Source organism: Caulobacter sp. HMWF025 (genome assembly GCF_003060965.1).
Taxonomy (GTDB): domain Bacteria; phylum Pseudomonadota; class Alphaproteobacteria; order Caulobacterales; family Caulobacteraceae; genus Caulobacter.
In genome coordinates this window covers 30,568-47,674 of the sequence record NZ_QAII01000130.1, presented here as the reverse complement: position 1 = coordinate 47,674, position 17,107 = coordinate 30,568, and the positions used below count along the sequence as shown (strand labels likewise).

The window sequence follows — 17,107 nt, the reverse complement described above, 5'->3', positions numbered from 1 at the left end:
CAAAGAACCTTGATGTCTGATCGTCCTCCTGATCGACAGTCGATGCAAATGAAGGTCGTGTAATTCGTCAGGGGGCGCGGAATGCGTGATTCAGGGCAGCAGGTCGCGGGGAGGGTCGCGAGGGTCGAAGGCATCGCCCTTCGTCAGCCAGGGCAGAGCCCCGGTCAGCAGGATCAGCACAAAGCCCATGCGGGCGGCGAGGTCGATGCCGACCCCGGCCATGCCGGCGCTGAGGGATGAGGCCAGGACGGCCAGGGTCCCGACAGAGAGCAGGCCGATGGCCCCGGTGAGCGCGGGCCGGGCTTCGATGCGGGCCAGGGAAAAGCGCGCCGCCGGGGCGGTGTCGGCCGCCTGGCGGGCGATGGTGCGGGCAAAGGCCGAGAAGCTGTCGAGCCGGTCCTCAAACCGGCCCGGGCGAAGATAACTCTGGGCCGTGACGATGATTTTGTCCCGGCCAAAACTCAGCTGCAGAACCCTGCGCCGGCCACCGTTGCGCGCTGTGGCGAGGCGAAACCGCGTCAGGTCGCTGAGCGCGAAGCCGCGCACCTTCAGGCCGCAGGTTTCGACCAGGGTTCCGTCCCGCAGCATCCAGACCGTTTCGGGCTGAAAGGGTGCCAGGCGGGCCGCGTGCGAGATCATCTCAGGCCCGGACGGCCGTGATTTCCACGCCGGCGGCCGCGGCATGCGGGGCCAGGGCCAGGGGCTTTTCCACCCGTACCCGGGCGCGGGTCACGCGGCTGTCGTCGAAACAGGCCAGGGCCAGGCGCTCGGCGAAGGTCTCGACCAGATCTATATGGCCGCCGGCGACAATCGCCCGGGCGGCTTCGCCGACCATTTCGTAGTTCACCGTATCGCCCAGCCGCTCGCAGTGGCTGGCAGCGAAGTCGAGCTCGACATCGACCACCAGGGGCTGGGCGCGGCCGTGCTCGTGGTCATAGACGCCGATCTGTGCCTCGACCTTCAGGCCGCGCACGAAGACCTTGGTCACGATGATGCGCGCGACCGGTGCGGTGTCGGCTGGCCGGGTTTCGGCGAGGGGCGAGGCGGCCATAAGGGGTTCGCCTTTCTTGCGGGAGGCGGCGATCAGGGAGCGACGATATCGGGCGTCAGCCAGCCCAGATGCTGCCCGGCGTCCACGGCGATCATCTGGCCGGTGACGGCCCTTGCGTCAATGAGATAGCGCAGGGCTGCGGCCAGGTCGTCCGGAGTGGCGCGGCGCTGCAACAGGGTGCCGGCGGCCTCGGCCTCGAACTCACCGGGAGCCTGGTGCACGTTGGGCAGGGTCGGGCCCGGGCCGATGGCGTTGACCCGGATGCGCGGGGCCAGGGCCTGGGCCAGGGTCTGGGTGGCCCACCAGAGGCCGGCCTTGCTGATCGTATAGCTGAAGAACTGCGGATTGGGCCGCCAGACCCGCTGATCGACCAGATTGACGATCAGGCCTTCCATCTCGGGTGGAAGGGCCGCCGCAAAGGTCTCGGCCAGCACCAGCGGTGCACGCAGGTTGGTCTCGAGGTGATTGTCCCACAGCGCGCGATCCAGGGACCCGACGCGGTCGTCATGGAAGCTTGAGGCGCTGTTGATCAGAAGGGTCACAGGACCCAGTGCCGAGGCCCGGCCGACCAGTTGGGCGACCTCGCCTTCGTTGGTCAGGTCAGCACGAAGGGCAACCGCCTTTCGCCCCAGCGCGGTGATGGCCGCCAGGGTCTCGTCCGCCTCTTCCGGCGGACCCCGATGGTGCACGGCCACATCATAGCCGGCCCGGGCCGCCTCGATGGCCAGGGTCTGCCCGATCCGCCGCGCTGCGCCAGTAACCAGGGCCGCGCCGCGAACGGTCATGGTCTTAGTCGACGCGGCCGAACTCGGTGAGGTTCAGGGCGAAAATGACGCCGAGGAAGGCGGCGATGATCAGGATCGCGAGCATGGGCGAAGGCTCCGGTGGAGGACAGTCGATAATCCGGGCTTTAGCGACCTCGGGGACTGACCGCAAGGTCAAGCCGCGCTAGAGTTCCCGCCATGCTCTGGCGACGTCGCATCGAACCCTTCACCCGCCCCTTCGTCTATGCCTGGTTCAGGCTGAACCGGGGCCTGACCCTGGGCGTGCGGGGGCTGGTCACCGACCCTGACGGACGGGTTTTGCTGATCCAGCACACCTATGTGCCCGGCTGGTACATGCCCGGCGGCGGGGTCGAACGCGGCGAGACGGCCGAAACCGCCCTGGCGCGTGAGATGCAGGAAGAGGCCGGGATCAGGGTCCTGGGCCGTCCGCGCCTGCTGTCGTTTCACAGCAATGAGGTCCGGCATCCCGGCGACCATGTGCTGGTCTACCGGATCGAGGCCTGGGAGCCCTGCGCCGCCAGTGAGCAGGGCGAGATCCATGCCGTCGGCTGGTTCGCGCCGGACGCCCTGCCCGACGATATCACCCCGGCCACCCGGCAACGGATCGTCGAGGCGCTGGAGGGGGCTGAATCGGACGTGATGTGGTGAAGGAGCCGCTTCAGGTCCCGTAACAGACGTCGAGCATCAGGAGGGCAGCCGTCCGGCGGTCGTTGGCCGGTGAAGCGGTAGCCGGCAGCAAACGGATGGCGGAATCGCCGACCATGTTGTCAAGGCAGATTGCGGCGCGTTGCCGTCGGCCATCAATCGTCATCGTGCACACCCCGCCGTAGATCACGCCGGCGTGGTGGCTGGCCATGTTGGTCGGCATGCTGACCACCTCCTCGCATTCGTCCACCCTATCGGGCGACTTGTTGAAGACCTGCCCCGACTGCAACTCTGCGGCGCCCTCTGCCAACTGGTCCGGCTGATACCAGGTCAGTGGGAATACAAAGCCCATGGTCCTGTGGCGCGCTGTTTCCAGATTCCGGTCCAGCTTGAAATACAAGCTATCGGCCGCCAGGGCCGTCGTGGTGCTGGCCAGGGCGGCGAGGAGGCAACCCGCGCCAAGGGTTCTCAGAGAGTCGCGCATGCTCTTGCTCTCAAGCTGGCCACAGATTCGACCATGGAACTCCTATCCTGTCGACGCAGGGGCTTCCCACCTGAACGCCGATCATTAAAATGGTTGTTTGAAGAAGGGCCGCCGCGTCCCACATGAGAGCGGACCTCGAATCCACAAAGGGCAGGAGCACGACATGCGCGACTACACCAAGTTCTATATCGATGGGGCCTGGGTCGATCCGGTCGAGGCCAAGCGGCTGGACGTGATCAATCCGGCCACGGAAGAGGTCGCCGGCGTGATCTCGATGGGCGGCGTCGCCGATGTCGACAAGGCCGTCATAGCGGCCCGCAAGGCCTTTGCCAGCTTCAGCCAGACCAGCCGCGAAGAGCGCATCGACATCCTCGAGCGGATCGTGGCCGAGTACATGAAGCGCTTCGAGGATATGGCTAAGGCCATCACCGAAGAGATGGGGGCTCCGGCCTGGCTGGCCCAGCGCGCCCAGGCCGCCATGGGCATCGGCCACGTCCAGACGGCTATTGCCGTGCTCAAGGACTACAAGTTCGAGGAAGACCGCGGCACCACCCGGATCGTGAAAGAGCCGATCGGCGTCTGCGCCTTCATCACGCCGTGGAACTGGCCGGTCAACCAGATCGCCTGCAAGGTGGCTCCGGCCATCGCCACCGGCTGCACCATGGTGCTGAAGCCTTCGGAAATCGCACCGTTCTCGGGCTATATCTGGACTGAAGTCCTCCACGCCGCCGGCGTTCCGGCCGGGGTGTTCAACCTCGTCAACGGCGACGGCCCCGTAGTCGGTGCCGCCATGTCCAGCCATCCGGAAGTCGACATGGTGTCGTTCACCGGTTCGACCCGGGCCGGCATCGAGGTGGCCAAGAACGCCGCCCCGACCGTGAAGCGCGTGCACCAGGAACTGGGCGGCAAGAGCCCCAACATCATCCTGGAAGATGCTGACTTCCAGCGCGCCGTCTCGGGCGGCGTCGCTTCGGTGATGATGAACTCGGGTCAGTCGTGCAACGCCCCGACCCGCATGCTCGTCCCCGGCAAGAAGATGGACGAGGTCATCGCCATCGCCCGCGCGACCGCCGAGGCCCACACCGTCGGTGACCCCAACGGCAATTCCAAGATGGGTCCGGTCGTCTCGGACGTGCAGTGGAAGAAGATCCAGGGCCTGATCCAGAAGGGCATCGACGAGGGCGCAACCCTGGTCAGCGGCGGCGTCGGCCTGCCGGACGGTCTGGACAAGGGCTACTATGTCAAGCCGACTGTCTTCGCCAATGTCACCAACGACATGACCATCGCCAAGGAAGAGATCTTCGGCCCGGTCGTCGCCATCCTCGGCTATGACACGATCGACGAGGCCGTGAAGGTCGGCAACGACACCGAATACGGCCTGGCCGCCTATGTCTCGGGCAACAATCCCGAAGAGGTCCGCAAGGTGGCGTCGCAACTGCGCGCCGGCCAGGTGAACCTGAACGGTGCCGCGCCCGACATGATGGCCCCGTTCGGCGGCTACAAGATGAGCGGCAACGGCCGCGAATGGGGCGACCACGCCTTCGGCGAGTTCCTCGAAACCAAGGCGATCCTCGGCTACGCGCCGAAGGTGGCGGCGGAGTAGGTTTGCTGCTGTTGTTGACTTAGACGGAGAGGGCGGGGCCGGGAGGCTCCGCCTTCATGCTCCTGTGGGTGGTCTAAACGTGCATCGATTTACCGAGCTCGCCGATCGTGCTGCATCGTTGGCATTGAACGCGCTGAACGAAGCGGAGACAGAAACCATTGAGGCGCTTCAGACGAACGGAGCGACTGTACACGTTAAAAATCTGCAGATGATCAGGCTTTCCAAGGCCATATTTGCAGTCGGCATGTTCTCAGTGTTCGAAGCGATGTTGCAGGACAGTCTAGATAAATCCGGCGGCTTCGAAGAAGCGAGAAAGCTTCTTAGGTCGGTTGGCGAGGCCGATCTGGAGAGGCGCTTTCACGATTATCAGCTTGCTATCAACGCTTTGAAGCACGGTGAAGGCGGCAGCTACAAAAAGCTTCTCGCTAGAAGGGACGCGTTGCCGTTTAAGGTGTTCTCGCGAGACGATGAGAATGAATTTGAAGGCGACGTATCTGCTATTTCCACGCTTGTGGATGTAGATGATGCCTTTGTTGAAGCTTGTGGAGGCCTCATTCACGAGGTTTCAGAAGTGATTGCTCGAGTAAAGCCTGACGTATGGCTCTGAAGTCGTGATCCGACCCGCTCCCAGGGTCGGACCCAGCCTTACATCTCTTGGAGGCAGCAGCGTGCCGGTCTGGGCAGGTCAGTCCACCGACATCGGTCTGTGACCGACCGCTTCGCTGCGACGCGGAGCGTCGGCCTTGAGTGACCTGTCCAGACCGGCGATCGTCTCGCCGTGAGATGAAGGGCTGACCCCCTTCGGCGCGAAGGGGCGGCAGGACGCGAGCTATAAAATTCCCGCTCTCCCCGGCGAAAGCCGGGGCCCAGATCGAACCCTGGGAGGTTGGTGCGTCTGGCCCAGTCAGAAGGCGCATCATCCCCATAAGCTCAGGCTGAATCTGGGTCCCGGCCTTCGCCGGGAAGAGCGGGTTGATTGACCGAGCATGAATTGTCTGGTCCTCAACACCGGCCTAACCTCGCCGGATGACCACCCTGCGACGCCTCCGCCCTGATGAAAGTCCCGCCGCTGCAGACCTGCATCGACGCGGAGGGGCCCTGATCCCGGGCTACGACACATCGCTCCATACGGCTGAGGAGTATGTCGTCTTCTATCGCGACAAGGTGATGGTCGACGGCCCGGTCTGGGGGGCGTTCGACGGCGATGCCCTGCGCGGCCATATCGCCCTGCTGCCCGGCTGGATCGACCATCTGTATGTCGACCCCGACTTTCAGGGGCGGGGGATCGGGAGCGAGCTGGTGCGGCTCGCGCAGGACCAGCAGCAAGAGCTGCGGCTCTACACCTTCCAGTCGAATGTGCGAGCGCGGGCGTTCTACGAGCGGCACGGCTTCGGGATCGAGGAGCTTACCGACGGGGCCCGCAACGAAGAGAAAATGCCGGACGTGACCTATCACTGGCGGCGCTGATAACGCTGCGCCGTTGAAATCCTCCCCCTCTAGGGGGAGGATCAAAGCTATCCCTACTCCGCCAGCGGTGCCGAATACCCGGTCCGGTCCTTTAACGCGCCGGTGGCCAGCAGATAGATCATCCCCGCCAGCAGCACGGCCGTCGCCGCGACGCTGGCCTCGGGGCCGAAGGCGCCGCCGGTCAGCCACCAGGGCGCACCGGCCACCGGGGCCAGGTCGACGACCAGGCTCTGTACGGCGACCTTCTCGCCGCTGACCTCGAGGCCAAAGCCTACGCCCAGCAGGGTGTTCCAGGCCGAATGCCAGGCGCAGACGCCCCACAGCGAGCCTTCCTTGATGGCGTAGAGGCTGATCATGCCGGCGAACAGCAGCAGGTTGACCATGGCCAGGGCCAGTTCCTTCGACGGCTTGATATTGCCGCCGTGCATCAGGGCAAACAGCAGGGAGTTGATGACGATGGCCAGGATCAGCCCGTGGCGCGAGGCGACCAGCTGCATCAGCCAGCCCCGCATCAGCAGCTCTTCCGTCCCGCCCTGGATCATGAAGCCGAAGAACAGGGCCAGGATGGGCAGGAACAGCATCGGGCTGGGCGCGGTCCAGACGCCGAAGCCTTCAATCCGGTAGCCCCCCGCGATCCAGATCAGGCCGATGGTTGCCGTCAGGAAGCCGGCTCCGACCAGAAGGCCCTTGCCGTAGCGCGGCAGGAACCGGTCGTTCAGGCCCAGGGTGGCCGGCGAACGGCGCTCGAAGAGCCAGACCCAGGCCAGCAGCAACAAGGCTGTAAAGCCGAAGCCCAGGAGCTGGAGGGTCAGCGGCAGCCACTGGGTGGCCAGATCCGCCTGGTGAAAGCCCATCGGCTTCAGCAGGCCGAAAATCGTCACCAACTGTCCGACGATGAAGAAGACCAGGATCAGGGGAATGGCGGCTGCGGTCCAGGTGCGCCGATGGCGGGGCGCGCGCGGCGCATAAAGTTCTGTTCTGGTCATGATGAAATCCAGGCGAGAGTCTCGCCTTACCGCCCCGTAATGATTATTCTCAGCTTGCGTATAGGCGGCAAAAATACGGCCGTGTGTACTTAAACATTTTTCATTGTCGGGCGGCGGGTGACCGTCGGATCAAAACCGGCGGGCATAACGATCCCCATTGGCATTCCGCGCGCCGCGCCCCAAAGTCTGTCGAAACAGGGAAGCGGGGGGACGCGTCATGGGGTTTCTGGGCAAGGCGGCTCTGGCCGGCGGCGGGCTGCTGGTGGCGGTCGGCGCTGTCGTGGCGGTGCGAACGGCGACCTTCAAGGCACCGGCGGTGGTCGACCCGGCCAGCGTGACTCTGGCCTCGGCCCGTCCGGTCGATGTGAACAAGGCCACAGCCAATCTGGCCCAGGCCGTGCGCTTCCAGACCGTCAGCCATCAGGACCGGGCCGATGACCAGCCCGCCGAATGGGACAGGCTGCACGCCTGGCTGCAGGTGACCTATCCCGCTGCCCACGCGGCCATGACCCGCGAGGTGATCGCCGGCCACACCCTGGTCTACACCTGGACCGGATCGCGACCGGATCTGGCGCCTGTCGTCCTGATGGCCCACCAGGATGTGGTGCCGGTCACGCCCGGCAGCGAAGCGGCCTGGACCCATCCGCCGTTCGACGGGGTCGTCGCAGACGGGGCCGTCTGGGGCCGGGGCTCCATCGATGACAAGGGCTCGCTGGTGACCCTGTTCGAGGCGCTGGAGAGTGTCGCGGCCAGCGGCTTCAAGCCGGTTCGCACGGTCATCATCGTCAGCGGTCATGACGAGGAGGTGCGCGGCGTCGGGGCGCGGGCGGCGGCCGATCTCCTGAAGGCGCGCGGCATCAAGGCCCAGTTCGTGCTCGACGAGGGCATGGTCGTGGTCGAGGACCATCCCGTCACCGGCAAGCCCACCGCCATCATCGGCACCGCCGAAAAGGGCTATGCGACCCTGAAGGTCGTGGCCCCGGCCGTCGGCGGACACAGCTCGGCCCCGCCGCCCCAGACCGGCGTGGCGACCCTGTCGCGGGCTGTTCTGGCCATTGCCGACAAGCCGTTCCCGATGAAATTCAGCGGCCCCGGGGCCGACATGCTGAAGGCCCTGGCCCCGCACGCCTCGCCGATCGTCAAGATGGCCGCCGCCAATACCTGGCTGTTCTCGCCCCTGCTGGTGAAGGTCACCGCCAAGACCCCGGCCGGGGCGGCCATGCTGCATACGACCATCGCCCCCACCATGCTGAAGGGCTCGCCCAAGGAGAACGTCCTGCCGCAGGACGCCACCGCCTGGATCAACTATCGCATCGCGCCCGGCGACAGCTCGGCCAAGGTGATGGCCCAGGCCAAGGCTGCGGTGGGCGACCTGCCGGTGGAGCTGTCCTGGACCAAGATCCCCGACGAGCCCTCGCGCGTCTCGTCGACCGAGTCTGACGCCTGGAAGACCCTGGCGGGGCTGGCCGCCGCCGAGAGCCAGGCCCCGGTGGTGCCGGGTCTGGTCACCGCCGGCACCGATAGTCGCTACCTCGCGCCCGTGGCGACCGACGTCTACCGCTTCCAGCCCCTGCGCCTGTCGGTCAACGACACCAAGATTATCCACGGCACGGACGAGCATATCACCGTGGCCAATGTGGAACGCATGGTGCGGTTCTATCAGCGCCTGATCGAGACGGCGGCGGCGAAGTAGGCCCTATCAGCGCTTGCGGCCGCCCTCGACCGCGTAGGGCGTGCCGTCGCGATGCCGGTAGGTCTCCTCGCCCTCGCGCAGGACCAGGTCGATGTCGGGATAGTCGCAACCGTCCTCGGCCGGGCGGCGCGAGCCGATCTCCAGCAGCACCGCAACCGTGTCGGAACGGTTCTGCAGGTGATGTCCGTTAGCAACCCCAGCCTTGAAGCCCGCACAGTCTCCGGCCCGCAGGATCGTCTCGCGCTGATCTTCGACCAAGACGACCTCGCCTTCCAGAACCCAGGTGAACTCGTCCTCGGCCGTGTGCCAGTGGCGCTGGCTGGTCCACTGGCCGGGCGGCAGGCGCATCAGGTTGACGCCGAACTGGGTCAGCCCCGCCGCATCGCCCAGCTTCCAGCGCTGCCGCCCCTGACACGGCGCATCGAACGGGGCCGGATAGGCCGTGCCGAAACGCGTCGGCGCGGCGTCGATGTCGATCTTTGGCATGGTCAACCTTGGAACAGGCTTGCGTGGTTTGCGTCTGGCCGGAGGGAAGCTTAAAGCCAGCATCATGACCAGCCCCGCGCCCGCTTCCGTCAGCATCGACCCCGTCGATCTCGCCCAGGCCCTGATCCGCCGGCCGTCCGTGACGCCGGCCGACGCCGGAGCCATGGACATCCTGCAGCGCCAGCTGGAGGCGCTGGGCTTTGACTGCCGCCGGATGCGGTTCGGCGAGATCGAGAACCTCTATGCCCGGCGCGGAACGGCCCGGCCCAACCTGTGTTTCGCCGGTCATACCGACGTGGTGCCGGTCGGCGACGACGCGGCCTGGACGCAGGGGCCGTTCGAGGCCGAGATCCAGGACGGCGTGCTCTATGGCCGGGGCGCGGTCGACATGAAGAGCGCCATCGCCGCCTTCGTCGCCGCCGTCGCCGCCCTGCCTGAAACCCCCGGCTCGATCAGCTTCCTGATCACCGGCGACGAGGAGGGCGTGGCCGAGGACGGCACCGTCAGGGTGGTCGAGGCCCTGGCCGCCGAAGGCGAGACCATCGACCACTGCATCGTCGGCGAACCGACCAGCGCAAGCCTGCTGGGTGACATGGTCAAGATCGGCCGGCGCGGCAGCATCAATGCCTGGATCACGGTCGAGGGCCGGCAGGGCCATGTGGCCTATCCGCATCGGGCCGCCAATCCGATCCCGGTGCTGGTCGACCTCCTCAGCCGCCTGCAGGGCCGGGTGCTGGATGACGGCTATACCGGTTTCCAGCCGTCGAACCTGGAAGTAACCACCATCGACGTGGGCAACACCGCCACCAATGTGATCCCGGCGGCGGCGCGGGCGCGGGTCAATATCCGCTTCAATCCGGCCCATCGCGGCAAGGACCTGCAGGCCTGGATCGAGGGCGAATGCGCCACTGCCGCCGCCGGTTTCGACGGCAGGGCCGAAGTGCTGTGCAAGATCAGCGGCGAGGCCTTCCTGACCGAGCCCGGTCCCTTCACCGACGTGATCGTGGCCGCCGTCGAAGAAGCGACGGGCCGGGCACCCGAGCTGTCGACGACGGGGGGCACCAGCGACGCCCGCTTCATCCGCAGCCTCTGCCCGGTGGTGGAGTTTGGCCTCGTCGGATCAACCATGCACCAGGTGGACGAGCGGGTGCCGGTGCAGGAAGTGCGCGAGCTGGCCGTGGCCTATCAGGCCCTGATCCGGCGCTATTTCGCGGCCTTCGCCTGATGGCCCGCATGGCCCTGGCGAGCTGGACGTTCTGGGCCCTGGCCTCGGCCCTGTTCGCCGCCCTGACGGCCATCCTGGCCAAGGTCGGGATCGAGGGCGTCAGCTCCAATCTCGCGACCTTTATCCGCACCGTCGTGATCCTGGCCTTCGCCGGCCTGATCCTGACCCTGGCGGGTGAGTGGCGCGCGCCGGGCGAGATCTCCCGACGATCCTGGATGTTCCTGGTCCTTTCCGGCCTTGCGACCGGCGCATCATGGCTTTGCTATTTCCGCGCCCTGAAGCTGGGGGATGCGGCCCGGGTGGCTCCGCTCGACAAGCTGAGCGTGGTGCTGGTGGCGGTGTTTGCCGCTGTCTTCCTGGGCGAACGCCTGTCGGCCCTCAACTGGCTGGGCGTGGCCCTGATTGCCGCCGGGGCGGTGCTGGTGGCGATGCGGCTCTGACCATGGACGACTTCTCGATCGATCAGGTGCTGGCTGAGGTGGCCGTGCTGGTGAAGCCCCACTTCGGCAAGGGGCGTCCGGCGGATTACATTCCGCAGCTGGCTGAGGTTCCCGGCCACAAGTTCGGCATGGCCGTGCGCACGCTCGACGGCGAAGAGTTCGTAACCGGTGATGCCGACGAGGGCTTTTCGGTCCAGAGCATCACCAAGGTCTTCGCCCTCGGCCTGGCCCTGAACCGCTTCGGCGACGAGGTCTGGACCCGGGTCGGTAAGGAGCCCTCGGGCACGCCCTTCAACTACCTGTCGCAGCTGGAAGCCGAGGGCGGAGTGCCCCGCAACCCCTTCATCAATGCCGGGGCGCTGTCGATCACCGACCAGTTGCTGGACACGGTCCGGGATCCGGCGGCCCTCGTCCGGGGCTTTGCAGGCTTCCTGGCCGGCGAGGCTGTGACCATCGACGAGGCCGTGGCCGCCTCCGAACTGGCGACCGCCCACCAGAACCGCGCCATCGCCAATCTGATGCGTGGCAAGGGCACGATCAGCCACGATCCCGAGGCTGTGGTGGCCGCCTATTGCCGCCAGTGCGCGCTGACCATGAGCTGCCGCCAGCTTGCGCGGGCCATGCTGCCCCTGGCCGCCGGCGGCTTCTCGCCGATCGTCGAGGAGACCATCTTTCCCGAACGCCTGACCCGGCGGCTGAACGCCCTGCTGCTGACCTGCGGGATCTATGACTCGGTCGGCAGCTTCGCCTACCGGGTCGGCCTGCCCGCCAAGAGCGGAGTCGGCGGTGGGATCGTCGCGGTGGTGCCGGGCAAGGCCGTGGTCACCGTCTGGTCGCCGGAGCTGGACCGCTTCGGCACCTCGGTGGTCGGGGCCGCCGCGCTGGAAGCGTTCGCCCAGCTGACCAACTGCTCGGTGCTTTAAAGCCTATTCCCGACGCAGGATCTTGTCGGTGAGCGCCTTGCCCAGCATGCCGGCCCGGAAGGTTTTCTTCATCGCCACCGGATCATAGGCGTCGCTCTCGACCCATTCGCTGAAGGTCTCGCCCTTGGGCTCGCCCTGCTCGAGATACTGCTCGAACACGTAATCCAGCACGCCGGTATTGCCCTCCTTGATGTGGAGGTAGCGCAGGCTGAGTTCCTTCATCGCCTCGCGGATCGGCAGGCCCAGGCGGTAGTGGGCATAGAGCACGCTCATGATCCCGGCCCGGTCCGCGCCGGACTTGCAGTGGATCAGGGCCGGATATTCGATGGTCTCGAACAGTTCCTTGGCCCCGCGCACCCGCTCGCGGATCGGGACCTCGCGCGAGGTGATGGTGAAGTCCACCAGGGTCAGACCCAGGCGCTCGCAGGCGTCCTTTTCAAGGGCATAGAAGCTGCCGTCAAAGCCGCCGCGCAGATTGACGATGGTCTTGATGCCGCGCTTCTTCCACCAGGCCAGCTGGAACGGCCAGGGCTGGTTGGCCCGGACCAGCTCGTGGCTGACCCAGTGCGCATTGGAAAAGCCCAGCCGCAGATAGGCATGGTCGTTCCACAGATAGTGGAGATAGGTCTTGAAGCGCCCCCACGGCGTGGTCAGGTCGAACTGGGCCAAGTGGCGATCCTCTGAAAGCTCGCCTAAGTAGGATGGACCGCGCCGTATTGCAAAACACCCCGTCGTTTCCCGGCGGACTGATGCGCCGGTGTCCTTGACAGTCAGCCCCCGACATCAGACCCCTCCACCATGACTGAGACCGCCGCGCCCCCTGCCACCAGCCGCACGCTCGCGTTGCGGGTCTGGCGCGACTATCTGCAGCCCCGCTGGAAGGGCCTGACCGTTTCGGTTATCAGCGCCGCCGCCGTGGCCGGCCTGACGACCTGGCTGTTCAATGTCATCCGCCCGGCGGTCGATGACCTGGTGACCCATCCCAAGCCGGGCGCGCTGGTCACGATCCCATTGACCATCGCCGTGATCGCCCTGGCGCGCGGCGGCTTCCAGGTGGTGCAGGCCACCTTCATCAACCGGATCGGCAACGGCATTGTCGGCGATGTGCAGGTCCAGCTGTTCGGCAATCTGGTGAGATCGGATCTGGCCCGGCTGCGCGGGGCCCATTCCGGCTCCTATGTCTCGTCGGTACTCTATGACGCGGGCCTGATCCGCGAAGCGGCGACCAGCGGGGTGGTAAACTACACCCGCGAGTTCCTGACCGTGGTCGGGGCCCTGGGGACGATGTTCGTTCTCGACCCGCTGCTGGCGGCAGGGGTTCTGCTGATCGCGCCGGTGGCCAGCCTGATCATGAGGCAGTTCTCGAAGAAGACCAGCAAGGCCGCCAAGGGGGCCATGGGCGAGACCTCCAACCTGTCGACCGCGATCATGGAAAGCCTGGACGGCATCAAGATCGTCAAGATGGAGAACCGCGAGGCCCACGAGCAGGCTCGGGTCGCGGCGGTGGTCGACCGTCGCCAGCGCCACCTGATCAAGGGTTCCAATGCCCGGGCCATGGCCGCCCCGGCGACCGAGACCTTCACGACGCTGATCACCGCTGCCGTGTTTGTCTATGCCGGCTGGCGGGCCCTGTCGGGCGACATCACGGCCGGCACCTTCTTTGCCTTCCTGACGGCCCTGCTGGCCGCGGCCCAGTCGCTGCGCCAGGTGGCCAATCTGCAGACCGTGATGGCCGAAGGGCTGACGGCCGCCCGCCGTCTGTTCGAGGCCCTGGATGTGGCCCCGGCGATCCTGGATCCGGCCGACGGACGGGCCCTGCCGCCTGGCGAGGCGACCATCGCGCTCGAGGGGGTCAGCTTCACGTATGGCGGCGATGCCCCGGTGCTGACCGATGTGACCCTGACGGCGCGGCGCGGCGAGACCATCGCCCTGGTCGGCCCGTCCGGCGGCGGCAAGAGCTCCATCCTCAACCTGATCCCGCGCTTCTATGACGTGACCGAAGGGCGGGTCAGCATCGACGGCCATGATGTGCGATCGGTGACCCTGGCGTCACTGCGCGAGCGCATCGCCCTGGTGACCCAGGAGCCGTTCCTGTTCGACGACACGATCCGCGCCAACATTGCCTATGCCCGGCCCGAGGCGACCGAGGCCGAGATCTTTGCTGCGGCCGAGCAGGCTGCGGCGCATGGCTTCATCAGCGCCCTACCGGACGGCTATGACACCCGGGTCGGCGAGGCCGGCGCGAGGCTGTCGGGCGGCCAGCGCCAGAGAATCGCCATTGCCCGGGCCTTCCTGAAGGACGCGCCGATCCTGCTGCTGGACGAGGCCACCAGCGCCCTCGATACCGAAAGCGAGGCCCAGGTCCAGGCGGCGCTGGAACGGCTGATGGCGGGCCGCACGACGATCCTGATCGCCCACCGCCTGTCGACCGTCCGGGGTGCCGATCGGATCTATGTCATCGAGACGGGGCAGGTGGTCGAGACCGGCACCCATGCCGAACTGCTGCGCGGCCAGGGGCTCTATGCCCGCCTCGCCAGGGCTCAGGATCTCGACACCCTGCCGGAGGACGCCGCATGAAGCCCCTGCGCTCGCCCCTGGTGATGCGGATTCTGGTCCGGCTGATGTCGGGCTATCTGGCCCTGACCTACCGCACATTGCGCTGGACCCGTGAAGGCCAGGACCTTGCGCAGGGCGTCTGGGCAAAAAGCCTGGCCAGCGGGGAGGGCGCGATCCTGGCGCTCTGGCACAGCCGCGTGCCGGTCGGGCCGGCCACCTGGCCGCAAGGAGCCGACAAGCCGGAAATCCGGGTGCTGGTCAGCCAGTCGCGCGACGGCGAGTTCATTGCCCGGGTCATCGCCCGCCTCGGCCTGCCGTCCATTCGCGGCTCGTCCCTGAAGAAGACGGACACCGCCAAGAACAAGGGTGGCGAGCAGGCCTTCCGCGACATGGTCAAGTGGGTCAAGGACGGCGGGGCCATGGCCATTACGCCGGACGGACCGCGCGGGCCGGTCGAGGTCCTGCAGAAGGGGGCGGTGGCCCTGGCCAGGGTCAGCGGCGCGCCGGTGCTGTTCGTCGGCGTCGCCATGCAGCCCTGCATCCGGCTGGGCACCTGGGATCGCACGATCATCCCGCTGCCCTTCGCCCGCGCTGCCATGGTCTGGGACGGACCGGTCCGGGCCGGTCGCGCCGACGATCCCGACGTCTTGGCGTCCGATTGGGAAGCGCGGCTTTCAGCGGTGTCGCGCCGGGCTGAAGTGCTCGTCGGCGAAATGGACGGCGCGCCCGTCCGCCATTGATCCGGCCCGTCCATGGTGGGATGAAGGGCCATGCCGCACGATCACTCCGGACACGCGCACGAGCACCATGACCATGACCATGATCACCACGATCATGACCATGGCCATGGTCATCACGGCCACCACCATCACGTCCCCAAGGACTTCGGTCGGGCCTTTGCCGTCGGTACGGCCCTGAACCTGGGCTTTGTCCTCGTCGAGTTCGGGGCCGGATTCCTGACCCACTCGCTGGCCCTGATGGCCGACGCCGGCCACAATCTGTCCGATGTCCTGGGCCTGATCCTCGCCTGGGGTGCGGCCACCCTGGCCAAGCGCGCCCCGAGCGGCCGGCGCACCTACGGCCTGCGCAAGGGCACCATCCTGGCCTCGCTGGGCAATGCCGCCCTGCTGCTTCTGGCCACTGGCGCGATCGCCTGGGAAGCCGTGCGCCGTCTGGCCCAGCCGGCCGAGGTGCAGAGCGGCCCGGTGATGATCGTCGCCGCCATCGGGATCGTGATCAACACCGCCACCGCCCTGATGTTCATGCGCGGCTCCAAGGAAGACCTCAATGCGCGGGGGGCCTTTCTGCACATGGCGTCGGATGCCGCGGTTTCGGCCGGGGTCGTGGTGGCGGCCTTCGGCATGATGCTGACCGGCTGGCTGTGGCTGGACTCGCTGACCAGCCTGCTGATCGTCGCTGTGATCGTGCTGGGAACCTGGGGCCTGCTGCGAGACTCGCTGGACATGGCCCTGGACGCGGTGCCCCGGGGCATCGACGCGGCCAAGGTCCGCGACTGGCTGGCCCGGCAGCCGGGCGTTACCGAGGTCCATGACCTGCATATCTGGGCGATGAGCACGACCGAGACGGCCCTGACGGCCCATGTGGTCCGGCCAGGCGCGACCGATCATGACCGCTTCCTGCATGAGACCTGCGCGGAACTGGCCAGCCGCTTCAGGATCGGCCACGCCACGGTCCAGGTTGAACAGGGCGGCGGCCACGCCTGCCGGCTCGCTCCTGCGGACGTGGTGTGAGCCTGCCTCTGTCCCTGATGCTCTACCGGCTGGCCACGGCGGTCCTGGAGCCTGTCGCGCCCCTGGTGCTGCAGAGGCGGGCCCGGCGGGGCAAGGAGGACGCCACGCGCCTGAACGAACGCCTCGGGCGGCCGCGCCGGCCGCGGCCGGACGGAAAACTCGTCTGGCTGCACGGGGCCAGTGTGGGCGAGAGCCTGTCCATCCTGCCCCTGGTCGAGCGGCTGAGGGGCGAGCGGCCGGAGGTTTCAGTTCTGGTCACGTCCGGAACCGTGACGTCCGCCACCCTGCTGGCCCGGCGCCTGCCGGACGGGGCATTTCACCAGTATGTACCGCTCGACACGCCGGGCGGGGCCCGCCGGTTCATCGCGCACTGGCGACCGGATCTGGCAGTGTTCGTCGAGAGCGAGCTTTGGCCAAACCTGCTGCTCGAGGCCCAGGCGGCGGGCACCCGGCTGGCCCTGGTCTCGGCCAAGCTGTCGGACAGGAGCTTTGAAGGCTGGCGCATGCGCCCGTTCGCTGCCGCCCGGCTCTTTGCCGGCTTTGACCTGATCCTGGCCCAGGACGCCCGGGCCGCCGGGCGGTTCTCGGCCCTCGGCGGGACCGTCGCCGGAGAGGCGGATCTCAAGTTCGGGGCGGCGCCGCTTCCGGCCGATCCCGCCGGTCTGGCCTCTCTGCAGCAGGCCCTGGCCGGACATCGACTGCTGCTGGCCGCCAGCACCCATCCCGGCGAGGACGCGCTGATACTGGAGGCCCTTACGGCCCTGCCGGTGGAGGTCAGGCCGCGACTGGTCATCGTACCGCGCCATGTCGAGCGCGGCCCTTCAATCGCAGAACTGGCCCGCACGCGGGGGCTTTCGGTCTCGTTGCGCAGTGCAGAGCCGGAGGCTCTCGCTGCCGAGGTGCTGGTGGCCGATACGCTGGGCGAGTTGGGCCTGTGGTTCCGGCTGGCCGACCTGGCGATCGTGGCCGGCAGCCTGGTTCCCGGGATCGGCGGCCACAATCCGCTCGAGCC

General features: G+C 67.1%; 20 protein-coding genes. 12 read left to right on the top strand and 8 right to left on the bottom strand.

Annotated features, from left to right (window positions below):
- Positions 1 to 90 precede the first annotated feature (90 nt).
- From DBR10_RS13845 to DBR10_RS19125, 4 genes are read right to left on the bottom strand one after another with little or no spacing between them, the layout of a single operon-like run.
- Positions 91 to 639, bottom strand: coding sequence for a hypothetical protein (locus tag DBR10_RS13845; protein WP_108504520.1), 549 nt, complete (start codon positions 637 to 639; stop codon positions 91 to 93).
- 1 nt (position 640) lies between these two features.
- Positions 641 to 1,051, bottom strand: a complete 411-nt coding sequence (gene folB / locus DBR10_RS13840; protein WP_199223490.1) for a dihydroneopterin aldolase — start codon at positions 1,049 to 1,051, stop codon at positions 641 to 643.
- A gap of 32 nt (positions 1,052 to 1,083) precedes the next feature.
- Positions 1,084 to 1,836: an SDR family oxidoreductase gene (locus DBR10_RS13835; protein WP_108504521.1), complete on the bottom strand. Its 753-nt coding sequence runs from the start codon at positions 1,834 to 1,836 to the stop codon at positions 1,084 to 1,086.
- A gap of 4 nt (positions 1,837 to 1,840) precedes the next feature.
- The gene (locus DBR10_RS19125; protein WP_158272197.1) at positions 1,841 to 1,993 is read right to left on the bottom strand and encodes a hypothetical protein; all 153 of its coding nucleotides are present in this window, start codon (positions 1,991 to 1,993) and stop codon (positions 1,841 to 1,843) included.
- Positions 1,994 to 2,013: 20 nt separating this feature from the next.
- Here DBR10_RS19125 and DBR10_RS13830 point away from each other — a divergent pair, with 20 nt between their 5' ends.
- On the top strand, positions 2,014 to 2,484 hold the full coding sequence (locus tag DBR10_RS13830) for an NUDIX domain-containing protein (protein ID WP_108504522.1): 471 nt from the start codon (positions 2,014 to 2,016) through the stop codon (positions 2,482 to 2,484).
- Between the two features lie 10 nt (positions 2,485 to 2,494).
- Here the strand turns inward: DBR10_RS13830 and DBR10_RS13825 are convergent, their stop codons facing one another.
- Positions 2,495 to 2,965 (bottom strand): hypothetical protein, encoded by a 471-nt coding sequence (locus tag DBR10_RS13825; RefSeq protein ID WP_108504523.1) that lies wholly within the window; start codon positions 2,963 to 2,965, stop codon positions 2,495 to 2,497.
- Between the two features lie 163 nt (positions 2,966 to 3,128).
- Between DBR10_RS13825 and DBR10_RS13820 the strand changes: the two genes are divergently transcribed.
- From DBR10_RS13820 to DBR10_RS13805, 3 genes are all read left to right on the top strand, one after another.
- Positions 3,129 to 4,568 carry an aldehyde dehydrogenase family protein gene (locus DBR10_RS13820; protein ID WP_108504524.1) on the top strand — a complete coding sequence of 480 codons (1,440 nt, stop codon included), beginning with the start codon at positions 3,129 to 3,131 and terminating at the stop codon, positions 4,566 to 4,568.
- Positions 4,569 to 4,647: 79 nt separating this feature from the next.
- Positions 4,648 to 5,175, top strand: a complete 528-nt coding sequence (locus DBR10_RS13815) for a hypothetical protein (RefSeq protein ID WP_108504530.1) — start codon at positions 4,648 to 4,650, stop codon at positions 5,173 to 5,175.
- A 419-nt stretch (positions 5,176 to 5,594) separates the two neighbouring features.
- Positions 5,595 to 6,035, top strand: coding sequence for a GNAT family N-acetyltransferase (locus DBR10_RS13805; RefSeq protein ID WP_108487965.1), 441 nt, complete (start codon positions 5,595 to 5,597; stop codon positions 6,033 to 6,035).
- A 53-nt stretch (positions 6,036 to 6,088) separates the two neighbouring features.
- Here the strand turns inward: DBR10_RS13805 and DBR10_RS13800 are convergent, their stop codons facing one another.
- Complete coding sequence (locus tag DBR10_RS13800) at positions 6,089 to 7,021, bottom strand: CPBP family intramembrane glutamic endopeptidase (protein WP_108504526.1); 933 nt, start codon at positions 7,019 to 7,021, stop codon at positions 6,089 to 6,091.
- A gap of 217 nt (positions 7,022 to 7,238) precedes the next feature.
- Here DBR10_RS13800 and DBR10_RS13795 point away from each other — a divergent pair, with 217 nt between their 5' ends.
- Positions 7,239 to 8,714, top strand: a complete 1,476-nt coding sequence (locus DBR10_RS13795; protein WP_108504527.1) for a M20 family peptidase — start codon at positions 7,239 to 7,241, stop codon at positions 8,712 to 8,714.
- 6 nt (positions 8,715 to 8,720) lie between these two features.
- Here DBR10_RS13795 and DBR10_RS13790 read toward each other — a convergent pair whose 3' ends face one another.
- Positions 8,721 to 9,200 carry a cupin domain-containing protein gene (locus tag DBR10_RS13790; RefSeq protein ID WP_108556432.1) on the bottom strand — a complete coding sequence of 160 codons (480 nt, stop codon included), beginning with the start codon at positions 9,198 to 9,200 and terminating at the stop codon, positions 8,721 to 8,723.
- 64 nt (positions 9,201 to 9,264) lie between these two features.
- Between DBR10_RS13790 and dapE the strand changes: the two genes are divergently transcribed.
- From dapE to DBR10_RS13775, 3 genes are read left to right on the top strand one after another with little or no spacing between them, the layout of a single operon-like run.
- Positions 9,265 to 10,425, top strand: coding sequence for a succinyl-diaminopimelate desuccinylase (gene dapE, locus DBR10_RS13785; protein ID WP_108504528.1), 1,161 nt, complete (start codon positions 9,265 to 9,267; stop codon positions 10,423 to 10,425).
- Positions 10,425 to 10,865 (top strand): EamA family transporter, encoded by a 441-nt coding sequence (locus tag DBR10_RS13780; protein WP_108490606.1) that lies wholly within the window; start codon positions 10,425 to 10,427, stop codon positions 10,863 to 10,865. The genes dapE and DBR10_RS13780 overlap by 1 nt, the downstream gene beginning before the upstream one ends.
- A gap of 2 nt (positions 10,866 to 10,867) precedes the next feature.
- A complete protein-coding gene (locus DBR10_RS13775) occupies positions 10,868 to 11,788 on the top strand; it encodes a glutaminase (RefSeq protein ID WP_108556431.1) in 921 nt (306 codons plus the stop codon).
- Positions 11,789 to 11,791: 3 nt separating this feature from the next.
- On the opposite strand, the gene DBR10_RS13770 is transcribed toward DBR10_RS13775, so the two are convergent.
- The gene (locus tag DBR10_RS13770) at positions 11,792 to 12,457 is read right to left on the bottom strand and encodes a fused DSP-PTPase phosphatase/NAD kinase-like protein (protein WP_108490619.1); all 666 of its coding nucleotides are present in this window, start codon (positions 12,455 to 12,457) and stop codon (positions 11,792 to 11,794) included.
- A 129-nt stretch (positions 12,458 to 12,586) separates the two neighbouring features.
- On the opposite strand from DBR10_RS13770, the gene DBR10_RS13765 reads away from it, so the two are divergent.
- The 4 genes from DBR10_RS13765 to DBR10_RS13750 form a co-directional block, all read left to right on the top strand.
- Positions 12,587 to 14,365: an ABC transporter ATP-binding protein gene (locus DBR10_RS13765; protein WP_108556430.1), complete on the top strand. Its 1,779-nt coding sequence runs from the start codon at positions 12,587 to 12,589 to the stop codon at positions 14,363 to 14,365.
- Positions 14,362 to 15,084, top strand: coding sequence for a lysophospholipid acyltransferase family protein (locus DBR10_RS13760; RefSeq protein WP_108505949.1), 723 nt, complete (start codon positions 14,362 to 14,364; stop codon positions 15,082 to 15,084). Before DBR10_RS13765 ends, DBR10_RS13760 begins: the two co-directional genes overlap by 4 nt.
- 30 nt (positions 15,085 to 15,114) lie before the next feature.
- Positions 15,115 to 16,095, top strand: coding sequence for a cation diffusion facilitator family transporter (locus tag DBR10_RS13755; protein WP_108490578.1), 981 nt, complete (start codon positions 15,115 to 15,117; stop codon positions 16,093 to 16,095).
- Positions 16,092 to 17,107 (top strand): 3-deoxy-D-manno-octulosonic acid transferase (locus DBR10_RS13750; protein WP_233243414.1); only part of this gene is annotated, 1,016 nt, incomplete at its 3' end. The genes DBR10_RS13755 and DBR10_RS13750, both read left to right, overlap by 4 nt.